The sequence below is a fragment of the Pseudomonas sp. m6p genome, from assembly GCF_055760375.1.
The window spans coordinates 6,078,821-6,096,593 of the sequence record NZ_CM147084.1; the positions used below are offsets into that span (position 1 = coordinate 6,078,821).

Consider the following 17,773-nt stretch of genomic DNA (forward strand, 5'->3'; position numbering starts at 1 on the left):
GAGCGTGAACATGGCGAGCAACGCAGATGTGGCGGCAGACGGATTGGTGGTGCGACCTGCGCGGGCCACCGACGGGCCGTTTTTGCACCGCCTCTATCAGTCGGCACGCCCGGATCTGCAATGGATCGACGGCGAGCAGGAAGTTGTCCATCAAGTGGTCTCCCAGCAATTTCAGGTGCAGGAACAGGGCGTGGGTGAAAACCATCCCAACGCCATGCACTACGTCGTGGAAAAACTCGGCACGGCCATCGGGGCGCTGAGCACCGACTTCGGCCCCAATGAAATCCGCGTGTTGTACATCGCCTTCATCCCTCAGGCGCGGGGCAAGGGTTACGGCCGCGCGGTGTTGCAAGGCGTGCAAAAGGCCGCGCAGCAGGTCCGCTGCCCGGTGGCAACGGTGGTCTGGGCCAACAACCCTCATGCGCGCCAGCATTACCTGGCGCTGGGCTTTGCGGTAGAGGAGCACAACCCGGCGGCGGAGCGGCTGGTGTGGTATCCGCAGTGAGGCGGGACTTCAGTTGAAGGACATGCAGAAGTAACCCAGTTGCGGATCCCGCCCCATCGCTGGCACTCGTGACACGAAAATATCTTCCACTCGCCCGAGTCCCGGCAGCTCCAGTGCGCACAGGCCGTCGACGAACCCGGTCGGCACCAGGCTGTTGAATTCGAGGCAGAACGGCATGCGCTCGCTGTAGCGGGTTTTCGCGGCGGGGACTTCGTTGAGGTACTCGATGTGGATCGGCAATGCCGTGCCATCTGGCAGGTGCAGCGTGCTTTGCTGTCCGAGCAACGGCTGGACGTGTTGGATCTGAACCGCTTGCAGCATGATCTGACTCCGTTGAAAAAAGAACGGCCGGGGGCCGTGAGGCCCCCGACGTTTGTTCAGTTGCGCGAAGGGAACAGCCCGTTCAGGGCAACGCTGAAGTTGACGACCAGAGAGGGGTTGACGATGGATAACGGCTGACTGCCGCCCGTGGAGGAAATGTCCCCGGTGACCGTGGTGGTGAGGCCTTTGATGGGAACCGGTGTGGCACCTTGGGCATCGGAATAGATGTTCGCCGAGCCAGGGCCGCCGCCGGACGCGCCGATGTACGAGTTGGTGGCGGTGGGTACGGTCGCCGGATTGCTTGCAGGCACCGCCAGTTGCAGGGCGGTGTTGGCGGAAAGGCCGGTCATCGCGTGGGTGTGGTTGGGCATGTTGGCGATCGTGGCCGTTACGTTTTCTGTGCCATACACCTGACCGATGACACGCGGCGTCAGCCCCTGTCCGTTACCCTGTGCCACCGGCACCCGACCTTGCAGGTTGGGCAACTGAAAATTGGTCGTGCCGTTGCCGCCGTAGTAGGTGCCCAGCAAGGCGAACAATGCCTGGTATTGCGAGATGCTCAGGATTTGTCCGTTGCACAAGGCCCAGCCACTGGGGGCGAAGTTGAAGGCGAACGGTTGAATCGTACCCATAAAGACTTCCATGGTTCCTCATCCTTCTGTTATGTGGTCGGCGCGCCGCGCGGTAGCCTTGGTTGCAGGGCAGGCGCAAATGCTGTGCTGATGCCGTCTGTTGGCGCGGGCAGGTGACGCCAAGCCGTAGCGTAGACCCGGATCAGCGGACTTGCCGGACGTCGTCATGGCCGCGCGTCGACTTCGCCTCTGGCCTACAGTGTGCGCAATGAGTGATGCTGGTTGTGACTCGGTAAATCTGTAAGGGAAGGTTGATGGAAGCGCGTCGCGAGACTCCGCTGGGGGATACCCAGGACCCGTTTGCCGCACCGAATGCCGGTGTCCGGCGTCTATGGCGCTGGGCTCGCCAGCAGTGGCTGATACCGATTCTGTTGTTGGCGACGGTGGTGCGTTTTTATGACCTGACCGCTGCCGCGATCTGGGGCGACGAAGGCTCAAGCCTGCTGCTGGCGCGCTATTCGCTGACCGGCATTTGGGAGCACGCGGCGTTCGACGTGCATCCGCCGTTGTATTTCATGCTGCTGCATGGCTGGATCGGGTTGTTCGGTGAAGGCATCCTGTCGATTCGCAGCCTCAGCGCCGTGGCTGGCATCGCCACGGTCGGGCTGGGTGTCTGCCTGGTCGATCGCCTGGCCACCCGCCGCGCCGCGATCATTGCCGGGGTGCTGTTGGCGTTGCTGCCGACGGCGGTGCGCTACAGCCAGGAAGTGCGCATGTACTCGCTGCTCGGCTTGCTCTTGATCGGTTCCACACTGGCGCTGATCTGCTGGGTCAGGCGCTCGCAGCGCCGGCGGTATCTGCTGATCTATGCATTGCTGATGAGCGCGGCGTTGTACACCCACTACTTTGCAGTGCTGGCCGCGCTGAGCCATTGGCTGTATCTGGGGCTTATTCGCCTGCTGCCGGGTTATCGCCTGCGGCATATCCAGCGCAAGGACTGGTGGCTCGCCAATCTGGCCATCGTCGTGCTCTACCTGCCGTGGTTGCCGAACCTGCTTGATCTGACGCAACACATGGAAGAACTCAAGGTCGGTGGCGATGTGGGCTGGGAAGATCCGGTGACCCTGTCCTCACTGCCGTCGATGATCTGGCTCTGGTTGATCCAGGACGACGGCGAGCATCTGCCGATGTTGCTGTTCTGCGGGGTACCGCTGGCCTTGCTGGCGCTGGCGGGCGTGGCTGTGGCCCGCGACCGCAGCGTGAACCATGGCAGCGTCTTGCTGGCGCTTTACACCGGTATGCCGTTGTTGCTGGTGTTCGCGGTGTCCTTCATCAGCCCGGTGTTCATCGAGCGTTACCTGACAGCCTATGCGCTGGGGTTGCCGATGCTGGCGGCGCTGGCCATTGACCGGTTGTACCGCCGCGCTCGTGTGCTGGCGGTGGCGATCCTGGTGTCATGGGTCGGGGTTGAGTTGGTGGGGGTGAACACCAACGCCACGGTCGACCCGCACGATCAGTTCAACGTCATGGTCGATTACATCAACCGGCATTTCGTCAGCGGTGACCGGATCGTCACCAGCGACATGCTCTGGTACCTCAGTTACGTCTACTACAACCGCACTGACGCTCAGGTGCGTCTGTATACCCCACCCGCCGCCGATGGTCGTTCGACGCGCCCGAATCACTACGGTTTTGGCACCCTGGTGTCCGAGGAAGTCTATCTGGATCGACTCGGTGACCTGCCCAAGGGCAGTGCTCGCGTCTGGTTGATCGGCGATCTGGACGTGGACGTGCCTGATCCATTCCGACCCTTGCCGACGACCTGGCAGCTGCGTGATCAGACCCATGCCGGTGGCGCAAATGCGCGACTTTTTTCGTTGACCACTGATAACGGAACGACGGAGAAATGACTTAAACGCTTCACCATTTTTTTCGCGATTAAAACGGCCTTTAATAGTCCGTTTTGCTCTATTTTGATATCAAAACACTACTAGTCGAAAGGGTATTGTTGGACTACGCTCGTCGGACAAAAGGACTTACAAAGTAGGGTGAAGGGATTGCAGCAGTTCCACTTTATCTCCGGCTTGCCGCGCTCAGGTTCCACCCTGCTTTCTGCGATTCTTCTGCAGAACCCGCGCTTTCATGCCGGCATGACCAGCCCGGTCGGCGCGCTGTTCTCCGGTGTCCTTGAACAATGCAGCGCCGGCAGCGAATTCGGCGCGGTGATCGACACCGAAATGCGCCGCCGCCTGCTGCGCGGACTGTTCGATGCCTACTACGCCGACAAGGCTGACAAACCGGTGGTGTTCGACACCAACCGGCAGTGGAGTTCGCGCCTGCCGGCGATCAGCGATCTGTTCCCCAAAGCCAAAGTCATTGCCTGCGTGCGCAACGTCGCCTGGGTGATGGACAGCCTGGAACGGTTGTACCGCGCCAATCCTTATGAAAACACCAAGCTGTTCGGCGATGCTGTCGAGCGCAACACCGTCTACAGCCGCTGCGAAACCCTGGCCCAGCGCAATCGTCTGGTCGGTTTTGCCTGGGCGGCACTCAAGGAAGCCTATTACGGCGAGCACGCCGATTCGCTGCTGATCGTCGATTACGACTTGTTGACCCAGGCCCCGGAGCGGGTGCTGCGGCTGGTCTATGACTTCATTGGCGAGCCCTGGTTCGAGCACGATTTCGAACACCTGGCCTATGACGCACCGGCGTTCGACCAGGCGCTGGGTGTGGCCGGCCTGCACAAGGTCAAACCCAAGGTTGCCCTGCAGTCCCGGCGCACGATTCTGCCGCCGGACCTGTTCAAGCAATACGCCGATCTGTCCTTTTGGCTCGATGGCTCAGCCAGCGCTGCCAATGTGATTCGTATGAAGTCCGACGCCGCGATCAGTTGATCGCGGCGTTTTTCATTGATGCGTTTACAACTGTTCGAGTCCGGGTGAGCAACATGTGGTGGAGCAAGCAAAAGTCGCGGGTAACCGAAGGCCAACGGACGCTGGCTGCGCCGCTGATCATGTCGCTGGAACCGCGCATGCTGTTCGACGGTGCCGTCGCAGCCACGGTCGCTGACACCGCCGCCCAGGCCGACAGTCATCCCGCCGCCGACGCGGCCAAGGCACCGACGGCCGATCATCCGGTGGCCAGCAAAGACACCCACGGCCAGGCCGATGCCACGCCGGCTGCCAGTCCTGTCGCGGTACCTGGCCAGAGCGTGGTGTTCGTCGATGCCCGGGTCAAGGATGCCGACAGCCTGCTCAAAGGCGTCGCCCCCGGCGCGCAAGTGGTCAAGCTCGATGCAAGCAAGGACGGCTTGCAGCAGATCGCCGATTATCTCGACCAGCATTCGGGCGTCAGCTCGGTGCAGATCATCGCTCACGGCAACGCCGGTGACCTGTGGCTCGGCAACAGCTATCTGTCGGCCGACAACGTCGCGCAACGCAGTGCGCTGCTGGCGGACATCGGCAAGGACATGAACGTTGGCGGCGACATCCTCATTTACGGCTGCTACACCGCCGAGGGCGACCGAGGCCTGAGCTTCGTTGACTCGCTGGCACAATTGACCGGCCGCGATGTAGCCGCCTCGAACAACCGCACCGGTGTGGGCGGCGACTGGGATCTGGAAATCGCCACGGGCAAGATCGAGAGCGCCAACGTGCTGTCGACCCTGTCGATGAGCGAGTATCAGTGGGGCCTCGCCACGTGGACCGCCACCAACAACGCGAACACCGGGGTCGGCTCGCTGCGCGCAGCGCTGGCGTCGGCGCAGAACGGCGACATCGTGACCTTCGGCACCAGCATGACGGTACAGCTCACCTCTGAGCTGCTGATCAACAAGAACATCACCGTCGATGGCGACCTGAACAACGACGGCGTCGCGGACGTCACCCTCGATGGCCAGTACAAGACCCGAGTGGTAGAAATCACCTCCGGCAACACCGTGACCCTCGATGGTCTGGTGATTACCCGGGGTCTGGTCTCTGGCAACGGCGGCAATGGCGGCTACGGGGCAACCGGCGCCATGGGCGGCGGGATTTTCAACGCCGGTATTCTCACGCTGAACAACGTTTCGGTAACGGGTAACGCGGCGGCCGGCGGTGGTGGTGGCGGCGGTGTCACGGGTGCCAACTACGGCGGCGGTGGTGGCGGTGGCGGCGGCCTTGGTGGTCAGGGCGGCGGCCATGGCGGTACGGCCGGGCCGGGCACCGGAACGTTGGGCGGCCAGGCCGGCAGCGGTGGCGTGGGTGGCTATGGCGGAGGCTACGATGCAACGCACATGGGCGGGCGCGGCGGCTCCACCGTCGGCGGTGCCGGTGGCGTGGGTGTGTCCTATTACAGCAACGGCGGCAATGGCGGCACAGCCAACAACGGCACGATTTCCATCGGCGGCGGCGGTGGCGGCTCCGGTTGGGACAAGGTTGGCGGCGTCGGTGGCAACGCGGCCGGCGGGATTTACAACGCCTCGACCGGTACGTTGAAAATCGTCGGCACCTCGGTCATCAGCAACAACATCGGCGCGGGCGGCGGTGGCGGCGGCGGTAGCGGCCAGGGCAGCAACAACCTGAACGGTGGCGACGGCGGACGGGGTGTCGGTGCGATCTGGAACCAGGGCGGCACGGTCCTGATCACCGCCGCCAACTTCAGCGCAATCAGCGGTAACGCGGCTGGCAGCGGCTCCGGTGGTACAGAGCTGGGCGGCGGCGTGACAGGCTCTGTACCGTTGGCTTTCGCGGCGATCTACAACAATGGCGGCACACTTAATACCGCTTATGTGGAACCGCCGACCGCAACCATCGTGATGGCGGACACGGCGTTGAAAATCGGCGAAACCTCGCTGGTGACCATCACCTTCAGCCGGGCAGTCACCGGTTTCACCAACGCCGACCTTACCATTGCCAACGGTACGCTGACAGCGGTCAGCAGCAGCGACGGCGGCCTGACCTGGACCGCGACTTTCACGCCGACCAACAACATTACCGACAGCACCAACCTGATCACCCTCGACAACACCGGGGTGACCGCGATCAGCGACGGCGTGGCGGGCGTCGGCACGACCAGTTCCGTCAACTATGCGATCGACACCGCGCGGCCGACCGTGACCATCGTGATGGCCGACACGGCGTTGAAGATCGGCGACACGTCGCTGGTGACCTTTACCTTCAGCGAAGCGGTCACCGGTTTCACCAACGCCGATCTGACCATCGCCAACGGCACATTGTCGGCAGTCAGCAGCAGCGACGGTGGCATCACCTGGACCGGAACGTTCACCCCGACGGCCAGCATTACCGACACCACCAACCTGATCACTCTGGACAACACCGGTATCGCCGACCTGGCCGGCAACGCCGGCAGCGGCACGACTGATTCGGCCAACTACGTGATCGATACCGTGCGGCCAACCGCGACCATTGTCGTGGCCGACAGCAATCTGGCAGCGGGTGAAACCTCGCTGGTGACCATCACCTTCAGCGAAGCGGTCAGCGGCTTCACCACCGCCGACCTGACGGTGGCCAACGGCACCCTGAGCGGCCTGAGCAGCAGTGACGGCGGCATCACCTGGACCGCCACGCTCACGCCGACCAACAGCATCACCGACACCACCAACCTGATCACCCTGGATAACACCGGGGTCGTCGATCTGGCTGGCAATGCCGGCACTGGTACCACCAATTCCAACAACTACGCCATCGACACCGCGCGTCCCACCGCGACCATCGTGGTGGCCGACAACAACCTGCGGATCGGTGAAACCTCGCTGGTGACCATCACCTTCAGCGAAGCCGTGACCGGCTTCACCAACGCCGACCTGAGCATTGCCAACGGCACCTTGACGGCGGTCAGCAGCAGCGACGGCGGCATTACCTGGACGGCGACCTTCACGCCGACCGCCAGCATCACCGACGCGACCAACCTGATCACCCTGAACAACACCGGCATCGCGGATCTGAACGGCAACGCCGGCAGCGGGACCACCGACTCCAACAACTACGCCATCGATACCGTGCGCCCGACCGCGACCATCGTGGTGGCCGACAACAACCTGCGGATCGGTGAAACCTCGCTGGTGACCATCACGTTCAGCGAAGCGGTGACCGGTTTCACCAACGCCGACCTGACCATCGCCAACGGTACGCTGAGTGCGGTGAGCAGCAGCGACGGCGGCATCACCTGGACCGCGACGTTCACGCCGAGTGCCAGCGTCACCGACACCACCAACCTGATTACCCTGGACAACACCGGTATCGCCGACCTGGCGGGCAATGCCGGCAGCGGCACCACCGACTCCAACAACTACGCCATCGACACCCAGCGCCCGACCGCCACCATCGTGGTTGCCGACAGCACCCTCACGGCCGGCGAAACGACGCTGGTGACTTTCACCTTCAGTGAAGCGGTGACCGGTTTCAGCAACGCCGACATTGTGATTGCCAACGGCACCCTGACGGCGGTGAGCAGCAGCGATGGCGGCATCACCTGGACGGCGACGTTCACGCCGAACGTGGGCGTCAACGACGCGACCAACCTGATCATGCTGGCCAACACCGGCATCGCGGACCTCGCGGGTAACGCCGGTAGCGGCACCACCAACTCCAACAATTACACCATCGACACCGTGGTGCCGACCGCGACCATCATCGTGTCCGACCCCAGCCTGAAAATCGGCGAGTCCTCGCTGGTGACCATCACTTTCAGCGAAGCGGTGACCGGTTTCACCAATGCCGACCTGACCATCGCCAACGGCACGTTGAGCGCGGTCAGCAGCAGCGACGGCGGCATCACCTGGACGGCCACGTTCACGCCGACTACCAACATCACCGACGCCACCAACCTGATCACCCTGGATAACAGCGGTGTGCAGAACCTGTCGGGCAATGCCGGCAGCGGCACCACCGATTCCAACAATTACTCGATCGACACCCAGCGTCCGACGGCCACCATTGTGGTCGCCGACACAGCCCTGGGCGTCGGTCAGACTACGTTGGTGACCATCACCTTCAGCGAAGCGGTGAGCGGTTTCACCAACGCCGACCTGACCATCGCCAACGGCACGTTGTCGGCAGTCAGCAGCAGCGACGGCGGCATCACCTGGACAGCGACCTTCACCCCGGCGGCAGGGATTACCGACACCAGCAATGTGATCACCCTGGACAACACCGGGATCGCCGACCTCGCCGGCAACACCGGCAGCGGCACCACCGATTCCAACAACTATGCGGTCGACAGTCAGCGTCCGACGGCGACCATTGTCATGGCCGACAGCGACCTGCGTCCCGGTGAAACCGCGTTGGTGACCATCACCTTCAGCGAGGCGGTGACCGGATTCGACAATGCCGACCTGAGCGTCGCCAACGGCACCTTGAGCAATGTCGCGTCGAGCGACGGCGGCATCACCTGGACGGCGACGTTCACGCCGAACGTGGGCGTCAACGATGCGACCAACCTGATTGTCCTGAACAACACCGGCATCGCCGACCTGGCCGGCAACAGCGGGACCGGTACCACCAGCTCGCCGAACTACACCATCGACACCGTGCTGCCGACTGCGACCATCATCATTGCCGACAACGCGCTGAAAATCGGTGATACCTCGCTGGTGACTATCACCTTCAGCGAAGCGGTGAGCGGTTTCACCAACGCCGACCTGACGATTGCCAACGGCACGTTGTCAGCAGTCAGCAGCAGCGATGGCGGCATCACCTGGACGGCCACGTTCACGCCGACTACCAACATCACCGACGCCACCAACCTGATCACCCTGGATAACAGCGGTGTGCAGAACCTGTCGGGCAATGCCGGCAGCGGCACCACCGATTCCAACAATTACTCGATCGACACCCAGCGTCCGACGGCCACCATTGTGGTCGCCGACACAGCCCTGGGCGTCGGTCAGACTACGTTGGTGACCATCACCTTCAGCGAAGCGGTGAGCGGTTTCACCAACGCCGACCTGACCATCGCCAACGGCACGTTGTCGGCAGTCAGCAGCAGCGACGGCGGCATCACCTGGACAGCGACCTTCACCCCGGCGGCAGGGATTACCGACACCAGCAATGTGATCACCCTGGACAACACCGGGATCGCCGACCTCGCCGGCAACACCGGCAGCGGCACCACCGATTCCAACAACTATGCGGTCGACAGTCAGCGTCCGACGGCGACCATTGTCATGGCCGACAGCGACCTGCGTCCCGGTGAAACCGCGTTGGTGACCATCACCTTCAGCGAGGCGGTGACCGGATTCGACAATGCCGACCTGAGCGTCGCCAACGGCACCCTGAGCAATGTCGCGTCGAGCGACGGCGGCATCACCTGGACGGCCACGTTCACGCCGAACATTGGTGTCACCGATCTCACCAACCTGATTGTCCTGAACAACACCGGTATTACCGACCTGGCCGGCAACACCGGCACCGGCACCACCAACTCGGCCAACTATCAGGTGCAGACTCAGGTGCCGACCGCCACCATCGTGGTTGCCGACACTTCGCTCAAGGCCGGGGAAACCTCGCTGGTGACCATCACCTTCAGCGAAGCGGTGAGCGGTTTCGACAACAGCGACCTGACCATCGCCAATGGCACGTTGAGCAATGTCAGCAGCAGCGACGGCGGTGTCACCTGGACGGCGACCTTCACCCCGACCGCCAATGTCACTGACGCGACCAACCTGATCAGCCTGAACAATGCCGGAGTGACCAACGTCTCAGGCAACAGCGGTATCGGCATTACCGATTCCAACAACTTCGCCATCGACACCGCGCTGCCGACCGCCACCATCGTGGTCGCCGACAACCGCCTGGGCATCGGCGAAACCACCACCGTGACCATCACCTTCAGCGAGGCGGTGAGCGGTTTCGATCTGTCGGACATCAGCGTCGCCAATGGTGCGCTGTCGAACCTGGCCAGCAGCGACGGCGGCATCACCTGGACGGCGACTTTCACCCCGACAGCCGGCGTCAACGACGCGACCAACCTGATCCTGATCGACACCGCCGGCGTCCAGGATCTGGCCGGCAATGCTGGGGCGAGCATCGCCATCTCCAACAACTACATCCTCGATGCGACCCGGCCGACGGTGAACATCGTGGTTGCCAATCCGCATCTGGGCATCGGCCAGACCACCACGGTGACCTTCACCTTCAGCGAGGTGGTGAACAATTTCGACCTGTCCGACCTGAGCGTGACCAACGGCGACCTGAGCAACCTGAGCAGCAGCGATGGCGGCAAGACCTGGACCGCGACTTTCACGCCGACCGCGAACGTGACCGACCCGAGCAACTTCATCGCGCTGGACACCAGCAACGTCACCGACCTGGCGGGCAACGCCGGCAGCACCGTGGCGGTGTCGAACAACTACGCCCTCGACAGTGAGCGCCCGACCGCCACGGTCGTGGTTGCCAACCCGAATCTGGGTGTCGGCCAGACTTCGCAGGTGATCATCACCTTCAACGAAGCGGTCAGCGGTTTCGAGCTGGCGGACCTCAGCGTGGCCAATGGCACCTTGTCCAACCTGAGCAGCAGCGACGGTGGCAAGACCTGGACCGCGACCCTGACGCCGACCGCCAACGTCAACAGCGCCAGCAATGCAATCAGCATCAACACGGCCGGGGTCAGTGACCTGTCGGGCAACAGCGGCAGCGGGATCAGTCAGTCCGGGAACTACGTGATCAATACGGTGTCGGTGGTCGTACCGCCGGTGACACCGACCTCGCCGTTGGTGGTGGTGCCGCCGGATCCGGAGTTCCGCAGCAGCGACCCCGTCGTGCCACCACCGGCGCCGAACGTCCCGCTGCAACCGCTCATCTTCACACCGCCCACCGGCGACCTCGGCTCACCGCTGACCTTCGCGCCGTTGTTCGAACAACGGGTGATCGGCAACGGCATCCGTCCGCTGGGTGACATTTTCATCAACCACGGCGCCCTGAGCCCGAGCTTCATCGCCCAGGTTTTCACCAGCAGCGACAGCGGCGGCGACGGTTCCGGCCATGGCTTCCTCGGGTTTGGCGGCGGCGATGGCGGGGTGTTCGGCAGCAGCACGCTGTCGAGCCTGTTCCATCAGGACAGCGCCGCAGAGCGCGATTCGCTGAATGCCTTCGACCGTCATTCGATCACGGGCGGCGATATTGCCCAGGGCCTGCGCGGTGTGTTCGGCGCGCCGACCCTGGGCCAGCAACTGCAACAGATCAAGGACAGCGAGCAGCACCGGGTCGACAACCTGGCGGCGGCTCTGCAACAGGTCGGTATCAGCGAAATGCAGGCCTGATAACACACACAACAACTCAATATGCGCAGCACCCAGGGGCGATGCAGGGATGAAGAAAAGTCAAAAATTGTTCGGCGCCAGCCTGCTGGCGCTGGCAATCAGCGGATGTGCAGTCACCAGTGAACCGATCGAACGCAGTGTCAGCGAACAACGGGCCAAAGCCGACCTGCAAAGCATGTACAAGGGTCAGGAACCGCTGAGCGGTCCGCTGACCCTGCACCAGGCCATGGCCCGCGCGGTGAAATACAACCTCGAAGGCCGCTTGAAAATCATGGAGGAAGCGCTGGCCAAGCGGCAGCTCGACCTCGCCAGCTTCGACATGCTGCCACGCATGGCGCTGGATGCCGGTTACGTCGGACGCAACAATGTCAGCGCCTCCAGCAGCCAGAGCGTACGCACCGGCACCCAGTCCCTGGAACCGTCGACCTCCCAGGACCGCGACCGCAACGTCGCCGACCTGACCATGGTCTGGAACGTCCTCGATTTCGGCGTCAGCTACATCAACGCCAAGCAACAGGGCGACCAGCGCCTGATCGTTCAGGAACGCCGGCGCAAAGTGATCAACACCATCGTTCAGGACGTGCGCTCGGCTTATTGGCGGGCGATGGCGGCCGAACGTCTGCTCAAACAGATCGACAGCCTGATGGCCCGGGTCGACACCGCCCGGCGCAACAGCGAAAGCATGAGCGAGCAGCGCATCGGTGATCCGGTGCAGTCCCTCGGTTACCAGCGTTCGTTGATCGAAGCGACCCGGCAACTGGAAGAGCAACGCCGGGCGTTGTCGCTGGCGAAAACCGAACTGGCGACCCTGATCAATCTGCCGCTGGGCACCAACCTGACGCTGGCCACTGACGACGGTTATCAGATCCCGGAACTCAAGGTCGATATTTCCAGACTGGAGCAGGAAGCCCTGACCAGCCGTCCGGAACTGCGCGAGCAGGACTACCAGACCCGGATCAGTGCTGCTGAAACCCGCAAGGCGATGTTGCGCATGTTGCCGGGCCTGGAGTTTTCCGCCGGCGGACACTACGACAGCAACTCGTTTCTGGTGAACGATCGCTGGGCCGACTATGGGGTGAAAGTCACCTGGAACCTGTTCAATGTGATCTCCGCCCCGGCAGCCATCGATGTGGCCAAGGCTGGCGAAGAAGTCGCCACCGCACGCCGTCAGGCGATGTCGATCGCGGTGCTGGCGCAGCTGTATGTGGCCAATGCCAACTATCAAGAGGCGCTGCGTCAGTTCAAGACCAACCAGCAACTGTCGGACATCGACGGGCAGATCGTCGGTCAGTTGCGCAATCGGCACCAGGCCGCCGGCATCGGCGAGCTGGAATTGATTCAGGGTGAATTGAACAACCTGCAAGCGGATCTGCGCCGTGACCTGTCGTATGCCGATCTGCGCAATGCCTATGGGCAGATCTTCGCCAGCGCCGGCCTCGATCCGCTTCCGGATCAAGTGCAATCCACCGCGGTGCAGTCGATCGCCACGGCCCTGGCCAACCGCGAATCGGCCTGGGCGTCGGGGGATATCTCGGTGCCGGTGGTGGCCCATGCCGGCGCCAAATAATCTGCAGGCGCCCGTCGCCAGCATTAGCCGCAGGCAACGCGAGGCCCGCAACGGCCATCGCGGTGCTTTACCCAAGGCATGAGCCGCCCGGTCTGTTCGCGTCTACCGGTGGCGGTGGACCTGCCGCTGCTGTTGCAGGCGCTGCAGGCGATTGCCGAAGAGGCATGGCGCGGCCACTTCAACACGGACTACTTCACGGGCGACTGGAGCGGCGTGGCGCTGATTTCGGCTGCCGATGCACTGAGTGAGTTAGCCCCAGGACGCGGTTTGCCGCTGCAGCGCACGCCGTGGTTGCGTGATGAACGCTGGCAGCGGGGGCTGCGCGAGCTGGCGCTGGATATCGTCAGCGCACGCTTGCTGCGACTGGGGCCCGGCGGGCGAATTCATGAGCACCGTGATTACGATCTGGAGGGTCCGGAAGCCGATCTGCGCCTGCACATTCCGTTGCTCAGCCCGCCCGCCGCAGACTTCTGGCTCGAGGGGCAGCGTGTGCCGATGACGGCGGGGGAGTGCTGGTTTCTCGATCTTGCTCGTGCGCATCGGGTGGATAACTTCGATACGTCGGCACGGATTCATCTGGTGCTCGATTGCCGCCCCGGCGCCTGGCTTGCGCAGAAAATCGTCGAAGGTGTGAACGACACCCCCGCAACGCAACGGCCAGACTCGGCGTTGCAGCAATTCCAGCGATGGGTGGCGGGCGATGCCACGTTGGCGGCGACGTTGCAGGACATGACGGACCCCGAATTATTCATCGAGCGTACTCTTGAGCTGGCCGCCGAACACGGCTTGCCGTTCTCCCGGGAAGAGTTGCGTGCGGCGATGCGCCAAGGACGTCGGCAATGGAACGCGCAATGGAGCGGCTGAATTTCGACGGCTGGCTGCCGATCCGGGTATGGCCGGTTGCGGGGCTTTGGCAGGTCGATTGGTGCTGGTTCGGGGATAGACCTTTGCAGCAGCCGTTTTTTCGCGATGCGGTCGAGGACGCGTTGCGTTTGCCGTTCAATCAGGTCTTTCGGCGCCAGACGCCGCTGTCGGCGCTGACGCAGTGGCACAGGCAAAGCCCGGGGCTGGCCCCGAGTGCCTTTATCCTGCACGCCTCGCGTTGCGGTTCGACATTGATCAGCCAGATGCTCGCGTGGCTCGATGACCACATCGTAGTCTCGGAGCCACCGCCGCTTGATGCGCTTTTGCGAGGTGAGCTACCCGAAACCGAGCGGCGGGCAGCGATCAGTGGACTGCTCTCGGCCTACGGTCAACGTCGACGCGGTATCGAGCAGCGACTGGTGATCAAGCTCGATGCCTGGAACATCGGCGAATGGCCGTTGTTGCAGGCATGCTTTCCCGACACGCCGTGGCTGTTCGTGTATCGCGATCCGCTGGAAATCGCCGTATCGCACGTGCGTCGTCCGGGGATGCACATGGTGCCGGGGATGCTTGGTGATTGTGTGCTCGACGATGGTTTGCCATTTACCGGCAGTGAAGACTTCATTGCACGACGACTTGGACACTTGCTGGCGTCGGCGTATCTGCACTGCCGCGAGGGTGACGGACTGCTGGTGAACTACAGCGAGTTGCCCGAGGCCATGGCCGGACGATTGGCGAAGTTTTTTCGTTTGAATGTCGAGCAGCGGCAGCAGGTGTTGGCGGCGACGATGCAGCATGCCAAGCAGCCGTCCCAGCGCTTTGTTGCCGATGGCGAAGACAAGCGTCGCGAGGCTTCGCCGTGGTTGCGCGAACGGGTTCGGCAATGTGCCCAGGATGCCTTTCTGAATCTTGAATTGCTACGCAACGCATGAAAGATCGCAGCCTTCGGCAGCTCCTGCAGGGTGTACGCATAACCGATGCAGGAGCTGCCGCAGGCTGCGATCTTTTGCTGTCAGGTTTTTCCCGACAGATCCGCCATCCCCTTGAGCAGCTCGATGGGTAGGGGAAAGACAATCGTCGAACTCTTGTCACCCGCAATCGAACTCAAGGTCTGCATGTAGCGTAACTGCATGGCGCCGGGTTGGCGGCCGAGCATTTCGGCGGCCTGCATGAGTTTTTCCGAGGCTTGCAGTTCGCCTTCGGCGTGGATCACCTTGGCCCGGCGTTCACGTTCGGCTTCGGCCTGTTTGGCGATGGCACGGACCATCGATTCGTTGAGGTCGACGTGCTTGATCTCGACGTTGGCGACCTTGATGCCCCAGGCGTCGGTCTGGGCGTCGAGCACTTGCTGGATATCGATATTCAGTTGCTCGCGTTCGGCCAGCAGTTCATCCAGCTCATGTTTGCCGAGCACCGCGCGCAGGGTGGTCTGCGCCAGTTGGCTGGTGGCCGAAAGAAAGTCTTCGACCTGAATGATCGCCTTCTGCGGGTCAAGCACGCGGAAGTACAGCACCGCATTGACCTTCACCGAGACGTTGTCGCGGGTGATCACATCCTGGGGCGGCACGTCGAGCACCACGGTGCGCAGATCGACCCGGACCATTTGTTGCACCACCGGTATCAACAGGATCAGCCCCGGCCCTTTGACCTGCCAGAAGCGCCCGAGCTGGAACACCACGCCGCGCTCGTACTCACGCAGGATGCGGAAGGTCGACCCGGCGAGGGCGATCACCAACAGCAGCAGTGCAACAAAACCGATTTGCAGACCCATGATCACTCTCCGTGTCGCACCGCGTCAGTCGCGGCGACTTTCAGCAATAAGCCCTTGCGCCCTACCACGCGCACCGATTGCCCGGTGTGCAAGGGTGTGGCGCTGTGCACTTGCCAGTGTTCACCCTGCAAATGCACCCAGCCGTTGTGGGCGTTTTCCGCTTGCACGGTGGTCACCGCCGTCACGCTGCCGACCAGCCCGGCATCGCCGCTGACGGCGTGGCGCGGGCGGGTTTTCAAGGCGCGGATGATCAACGCGATCAGCAGCAGAGCGCTGAGCAGGCCGAGGCCGATGATCATCGGTACCGGCACCTCGGCGTTGCTCAGGATCAGCGCGCCGATGACGAACATGATGATCCCGCCAAGGCCGATGACCCCGTAGTTGGGCAGCGCGGCTTCGGCGATCAGAAAGGCAATGCCAAGAGAGATCAGCCACAGGCCGACCGGATTGACCGCCGTCAGCGGGACGTCAGCCGCGAGGGCCGGGCCGCTGGTCAGCAGTATCAGAAAAAACAGACAACATCGGCTGTTCACGTGACCCTCCGGGAGAGTCATGGGGGTGTTTCCTTAAGTCTAGTTGAGCCTGGCGCTGAATGAATTCTGCTCAATGAGCAGATGTGTCCAGTGAGCGGATTTCCCTTCGCCTGAGCCTCGCCGAACTAGACTCAGCAGAACAGGCACAACGTTCCGCGTGACACCGAGGTGCAGCATGCGTATGGCAAAAAAAGTGCAAAGCAGCCTGAACCGGGCGCATTGCGAATATGACATCGTGGCCCACCGCCACTCCGCCAGCAGTCTGGAAACCGCACGGGTTTCCGGGGTGCCCGCCGAGCGCGTGGCCAAGTCGGTGATTCTCGACGACCACCAGGGGCATTACCTGATGGCCGTGCTGCCGGCCAGCCGGCACCTGGATTTGAGCAAAGTGCGCAGCCGCGGCGAATGGCAGATCACCCGGGAAAGCAACCTGGCGCACATCTTCGATGACTGCGAACGCGGTGCGGTGCCGCCGCTGGGTGATTCCTACGGCCTGGACATGGTCATCGACCCGCTGCTGACCCGGCAGAAAGACATCTACCTGGAAGCCGGCAACCACAACTACCTGCTGCACATGAGCATGCCCGAGTTTCTGAAAATGGTGCCGCATGCCGAGGTGCGGGAGTTGAGTCAGTAGGTTCTGTAGCGCTTTCGCGGACGCCTTCGCGAGCAAGCTCGCTCCCACAGGTTGAACGCGTTCTCCTGTGGGAGCGAGCCTGCTCGCGAATAATCTCTCACCCACCGCATTCTTGAAGGAGCTCCCCATGGAGCAGCCCACCCACAGCCTGCCGTCCCTGTTCAAGCAACTGGGCCTGGACAGCGACCCGACCAGCATTGACCAATTCATCGCCACCCATTCACCGCTCAAACCCGAGCTGCACCTGGCGGATGCGTTTTTCTGGAGCAAAAGTCAGGCGGATTTCTTGCGAAGCGAGATTCTTGATGATGCGGATTGGGCGGAGGTGGTGGATCAGTTGGATGTGTTGTTGCGCAAGGGGCGGGTTTTGTAGGACTGAGTAAAACCTTATTACAGAATGTCCACAGGATCCCTATCGATGTTGGAGTAGCTTGCCAATTCAACAACCCGGAGCCGTCAATGCAATCATTTTTGCCAGTCAGAACTATTGATGTTGACGCGCTTGGAGACTGTATTGAGGCAGTGATCGAAAGCATCTCCAACGGGCCTGTCGAGCTTCGGGAGCACGACACAACAGTGGCTGTGCTGGTCTCGTCAGAAATTTATGAAGCGATCCTGGATACGCTGGATGATTTCGATTTGGTGTCAATCACACATTCGCGCAGGAACGAAGCAGGGGTAGCCATCGAGTTGGATGAACTATAGAAATTCTCTGCAGAGAAGATTTGTTTCAAAACTTGACTGA

General features: G+C 62.3%; 14 protein-coding genes and 1 pseudogene. 11 read left to right on the top strand and 4 right to left on the bottom strand.

Annotated elements, in window-relative coordinates; translation table 11 throughout:
- Nucleotides 1-10 precede the first annotated feature (10 nt).
- Nucleotides 11-505: a GNAT family N-acetyltransferase gene (locus tag ACYZUM_RS27765; RefSeq protein ID WP_108181308.1), complete on the top strand. Its 495-nt coding sequence runs from the start codon at nucleotides 11-13 to the stop codon at nucleotides 503-505.
- 9 nt (nucleotides 506-514) lie between these two features.
- On the opposite strand, the gene ACYZUM_RS27770 is transcribed toward ACYZUM_RS27765, so the two are convergent.
- Together ACYZUM_RS27770 and ACYZUM_RS27775 are read right to left on the bottom strand one after the other, a co-directional pair.
- On the bottom strand, nucleotides 515-826 hold the full coding sequence (locus ACYZUM_RS27770) for a DUF6916 family protein (protein ID WP_108181309.1): 312 nt from the start codon (nucleotides 824-826) through the stop codon (nucleotides 515-517).
- A gap of 56 nt (nucleotides 827-882) precedes the next feature.
- Nucleotides 883-1,470, bottom strand: coding sequence for a phage tail protein (locus ACYZUM_RS27775; protein ID WP_041070954.1), 588 nt, complete (start codon nucleotides 1,468-1,470; stop codon nucleotides 883-885).
- A 242-nt stretch (nucleotides 1,471-1,712) separates the two neighbouring features.
- Here ACYZUM_RS27775 and ACYZUM_RS27780 point away from each other — a divergent pair, with 242 nt between their 5' ends.
- From ACYZUM_RS27780 to ACYZUM_RS27810, 7 genes and pseudogenes are all read left to right on the top strand, one after another.
- Complete coding sequence (locus ACYZUM_RS27780) at nucleotides 1,713-3,308, top strand: glycosyltransferase family 39 protein (protein ID WP_108181310.1); 1,596 nt, start codon at nucleotides 1,713-1,715, stop codon at nucleotides 3,306-3,308.
- 138 nt (nucleotides 3,309-3,446) lie between these two features.
- Nucleotides 3,447-4,292, top strand: a complete 846-nt coding sequence (locus ACYZUM_RS27785) for a sulfotransferase family protein (protein ID WP_108181311.1) — start codon at nucleotides 3,447-3,449, stop codon at nucleotides 4,290-4,292.
- Between the two features lie 53 nt (nucleotides 4,293-4,345).
- Nucleotides 4,346-11,656 (top strand): Ig-like domain-containing protein, encoded by a 7,311-nt coding sequence (locus ACYZUM_RS27790; protein WP_108181312.1) that lies wholly within the window; start codon nucleotides 4,346-4,348, stop codon nucleotides 11,654-11,656.
- A 49-nt stretch (nucleotides 11,657-11,705) separates the two neighbouring features.
- Nucleotides 11,706-13,223, top strand: a complete 1,518-nt coding sequence (locus ACYZUM_RS27795) for a TolC family protein (protein ID WP_041070966.1) — start codon at nucleotides 11,706-11,708, stop codon at nucleotides 13,221-13,223.
- Nucleotides 13,207-13,287 (top strand): annotated as a pseudogene (locus ACYZUM_RS27800) (adenylyl-sulfate kinase); the annotation flags it as partial. The gene ACYZUM_RS27795 and the pseudogene ACYZUM_RS27800, both read left to right, overlap by 17 nt.
- A 14-nt stretch (nucleotides 13,288-13,301) precedes the next feature.
- Nucleotides 13,302-14,087: an aspartyl/asparaginyl beta-hydroxylase domain-containing protein gene (locus ACYZUM_RS27805; protein ID WP_108181313.1), complete on the top strand. Its 786-nt coding sequence runs from the start codon at nucleotides 13,302-13,304 to the stop codon at nucleotides 14,085-14,087.
- Nucleotides 14,075-15,019 (top strand): sulfotransferase family protein, encoded by a 945-nt coding sequence (locus ACYZUM_RS27810; protein ID WP_108181314.1) that lies wholly within the window; start codon nucleotides 14,075-14,077, stop codon nucleotides 15,017-15,019. The genes ACYZUM_RS27805 and ACYZUM_RS27810 overlap by 13 nt, the downstream gene beginning before the upstream one ends.
- An 80-nt stretch (nucleotides 15,020-15,099) precedes the next feature.
- Here the strand turns inward: ACYZUM_RS27810 and ACYZUM_RS27815 are convergent, their stop codons facing one another.
- Together ACYZUM_RS27815 and ACYZUM_RS27820 are read right to left on the bottom strand one after the other, a co-directional pair.
- Nucleotides 15,100-15,858: a slipin family protein gene (locus tag ACYZUM_RS27815; protein ID WP_041070974.1), complete on the bottom strand. Its 759-nt coding sequence runs from the start codon at nucleotides 15,856-15,858 to the stop codon at nucleotides 15,100-15,102.
- Between the two features lie 2 nt (nucleotides 15,859-15,860).
- On the bottom strand, nucleotides 15,861-16,412 hold the full coding sequence (locus ACYZUM_RS27820; RefSeq protein WP_065118211.1) for an NfeD family protein: 552 nt from the start codon (nucleotides 16,410-16,412) through the stop codon (nucleotides 15,861-15,863).
- A gap of 154 nt (nucleotides 16,413-16,566) precedes the next feature.
- On the opposite strand from ACYZUM_RS27820, the gene ACYZUM_RS27825 reads away from it, so the two are divergent.
- From ACYZUM_RS27825 to ACYZUM_RS27835, 3 genes are all read left to right on the top strand, one after another.
- The gene (locus ACYZUM_RS27825; protein ID WP_108181315.1) at nucleotides 16,567-17,028 is read left to right on the top strand and encodes an aminoacyl-tRNA deacylase; all 462 of its coding nucleotides are present in this window, start codon (nucleotides 16,567-16,569) and stop codon (nucleotides 17,026-17,028) included.
- A 127-nt stretch (nucleotides 17,029-17,155) separates the two neighbouring features.
- Nucleotides 17,156-17,401, top strand: coding sequence for a DUF2789 domain-containing protein (locus tag ACYZUM_RS27830; protein ID WP_108181316.1), 246 nt, complete (start codon nucleotides 17,156-17,158; stop codon nucleotides 17,399-17,401).
- Between the two features lie 86 nt (nucleotides 17,402-17,487).
- Nucleotides 17,488-17,733: a hypothetical protein gene (locus ACYZUM_RS27835; RefSeq protein ID WP_108181317.1), complete on the top strand. Its 246-nt coding sequence runs from the start codon at nucleotides 17,488-17,490 to the stop codon at nucleotides 17,731-17,733.
- Nucleotides 17,734-17,773 lie beyond the last annotated feature (40 nt).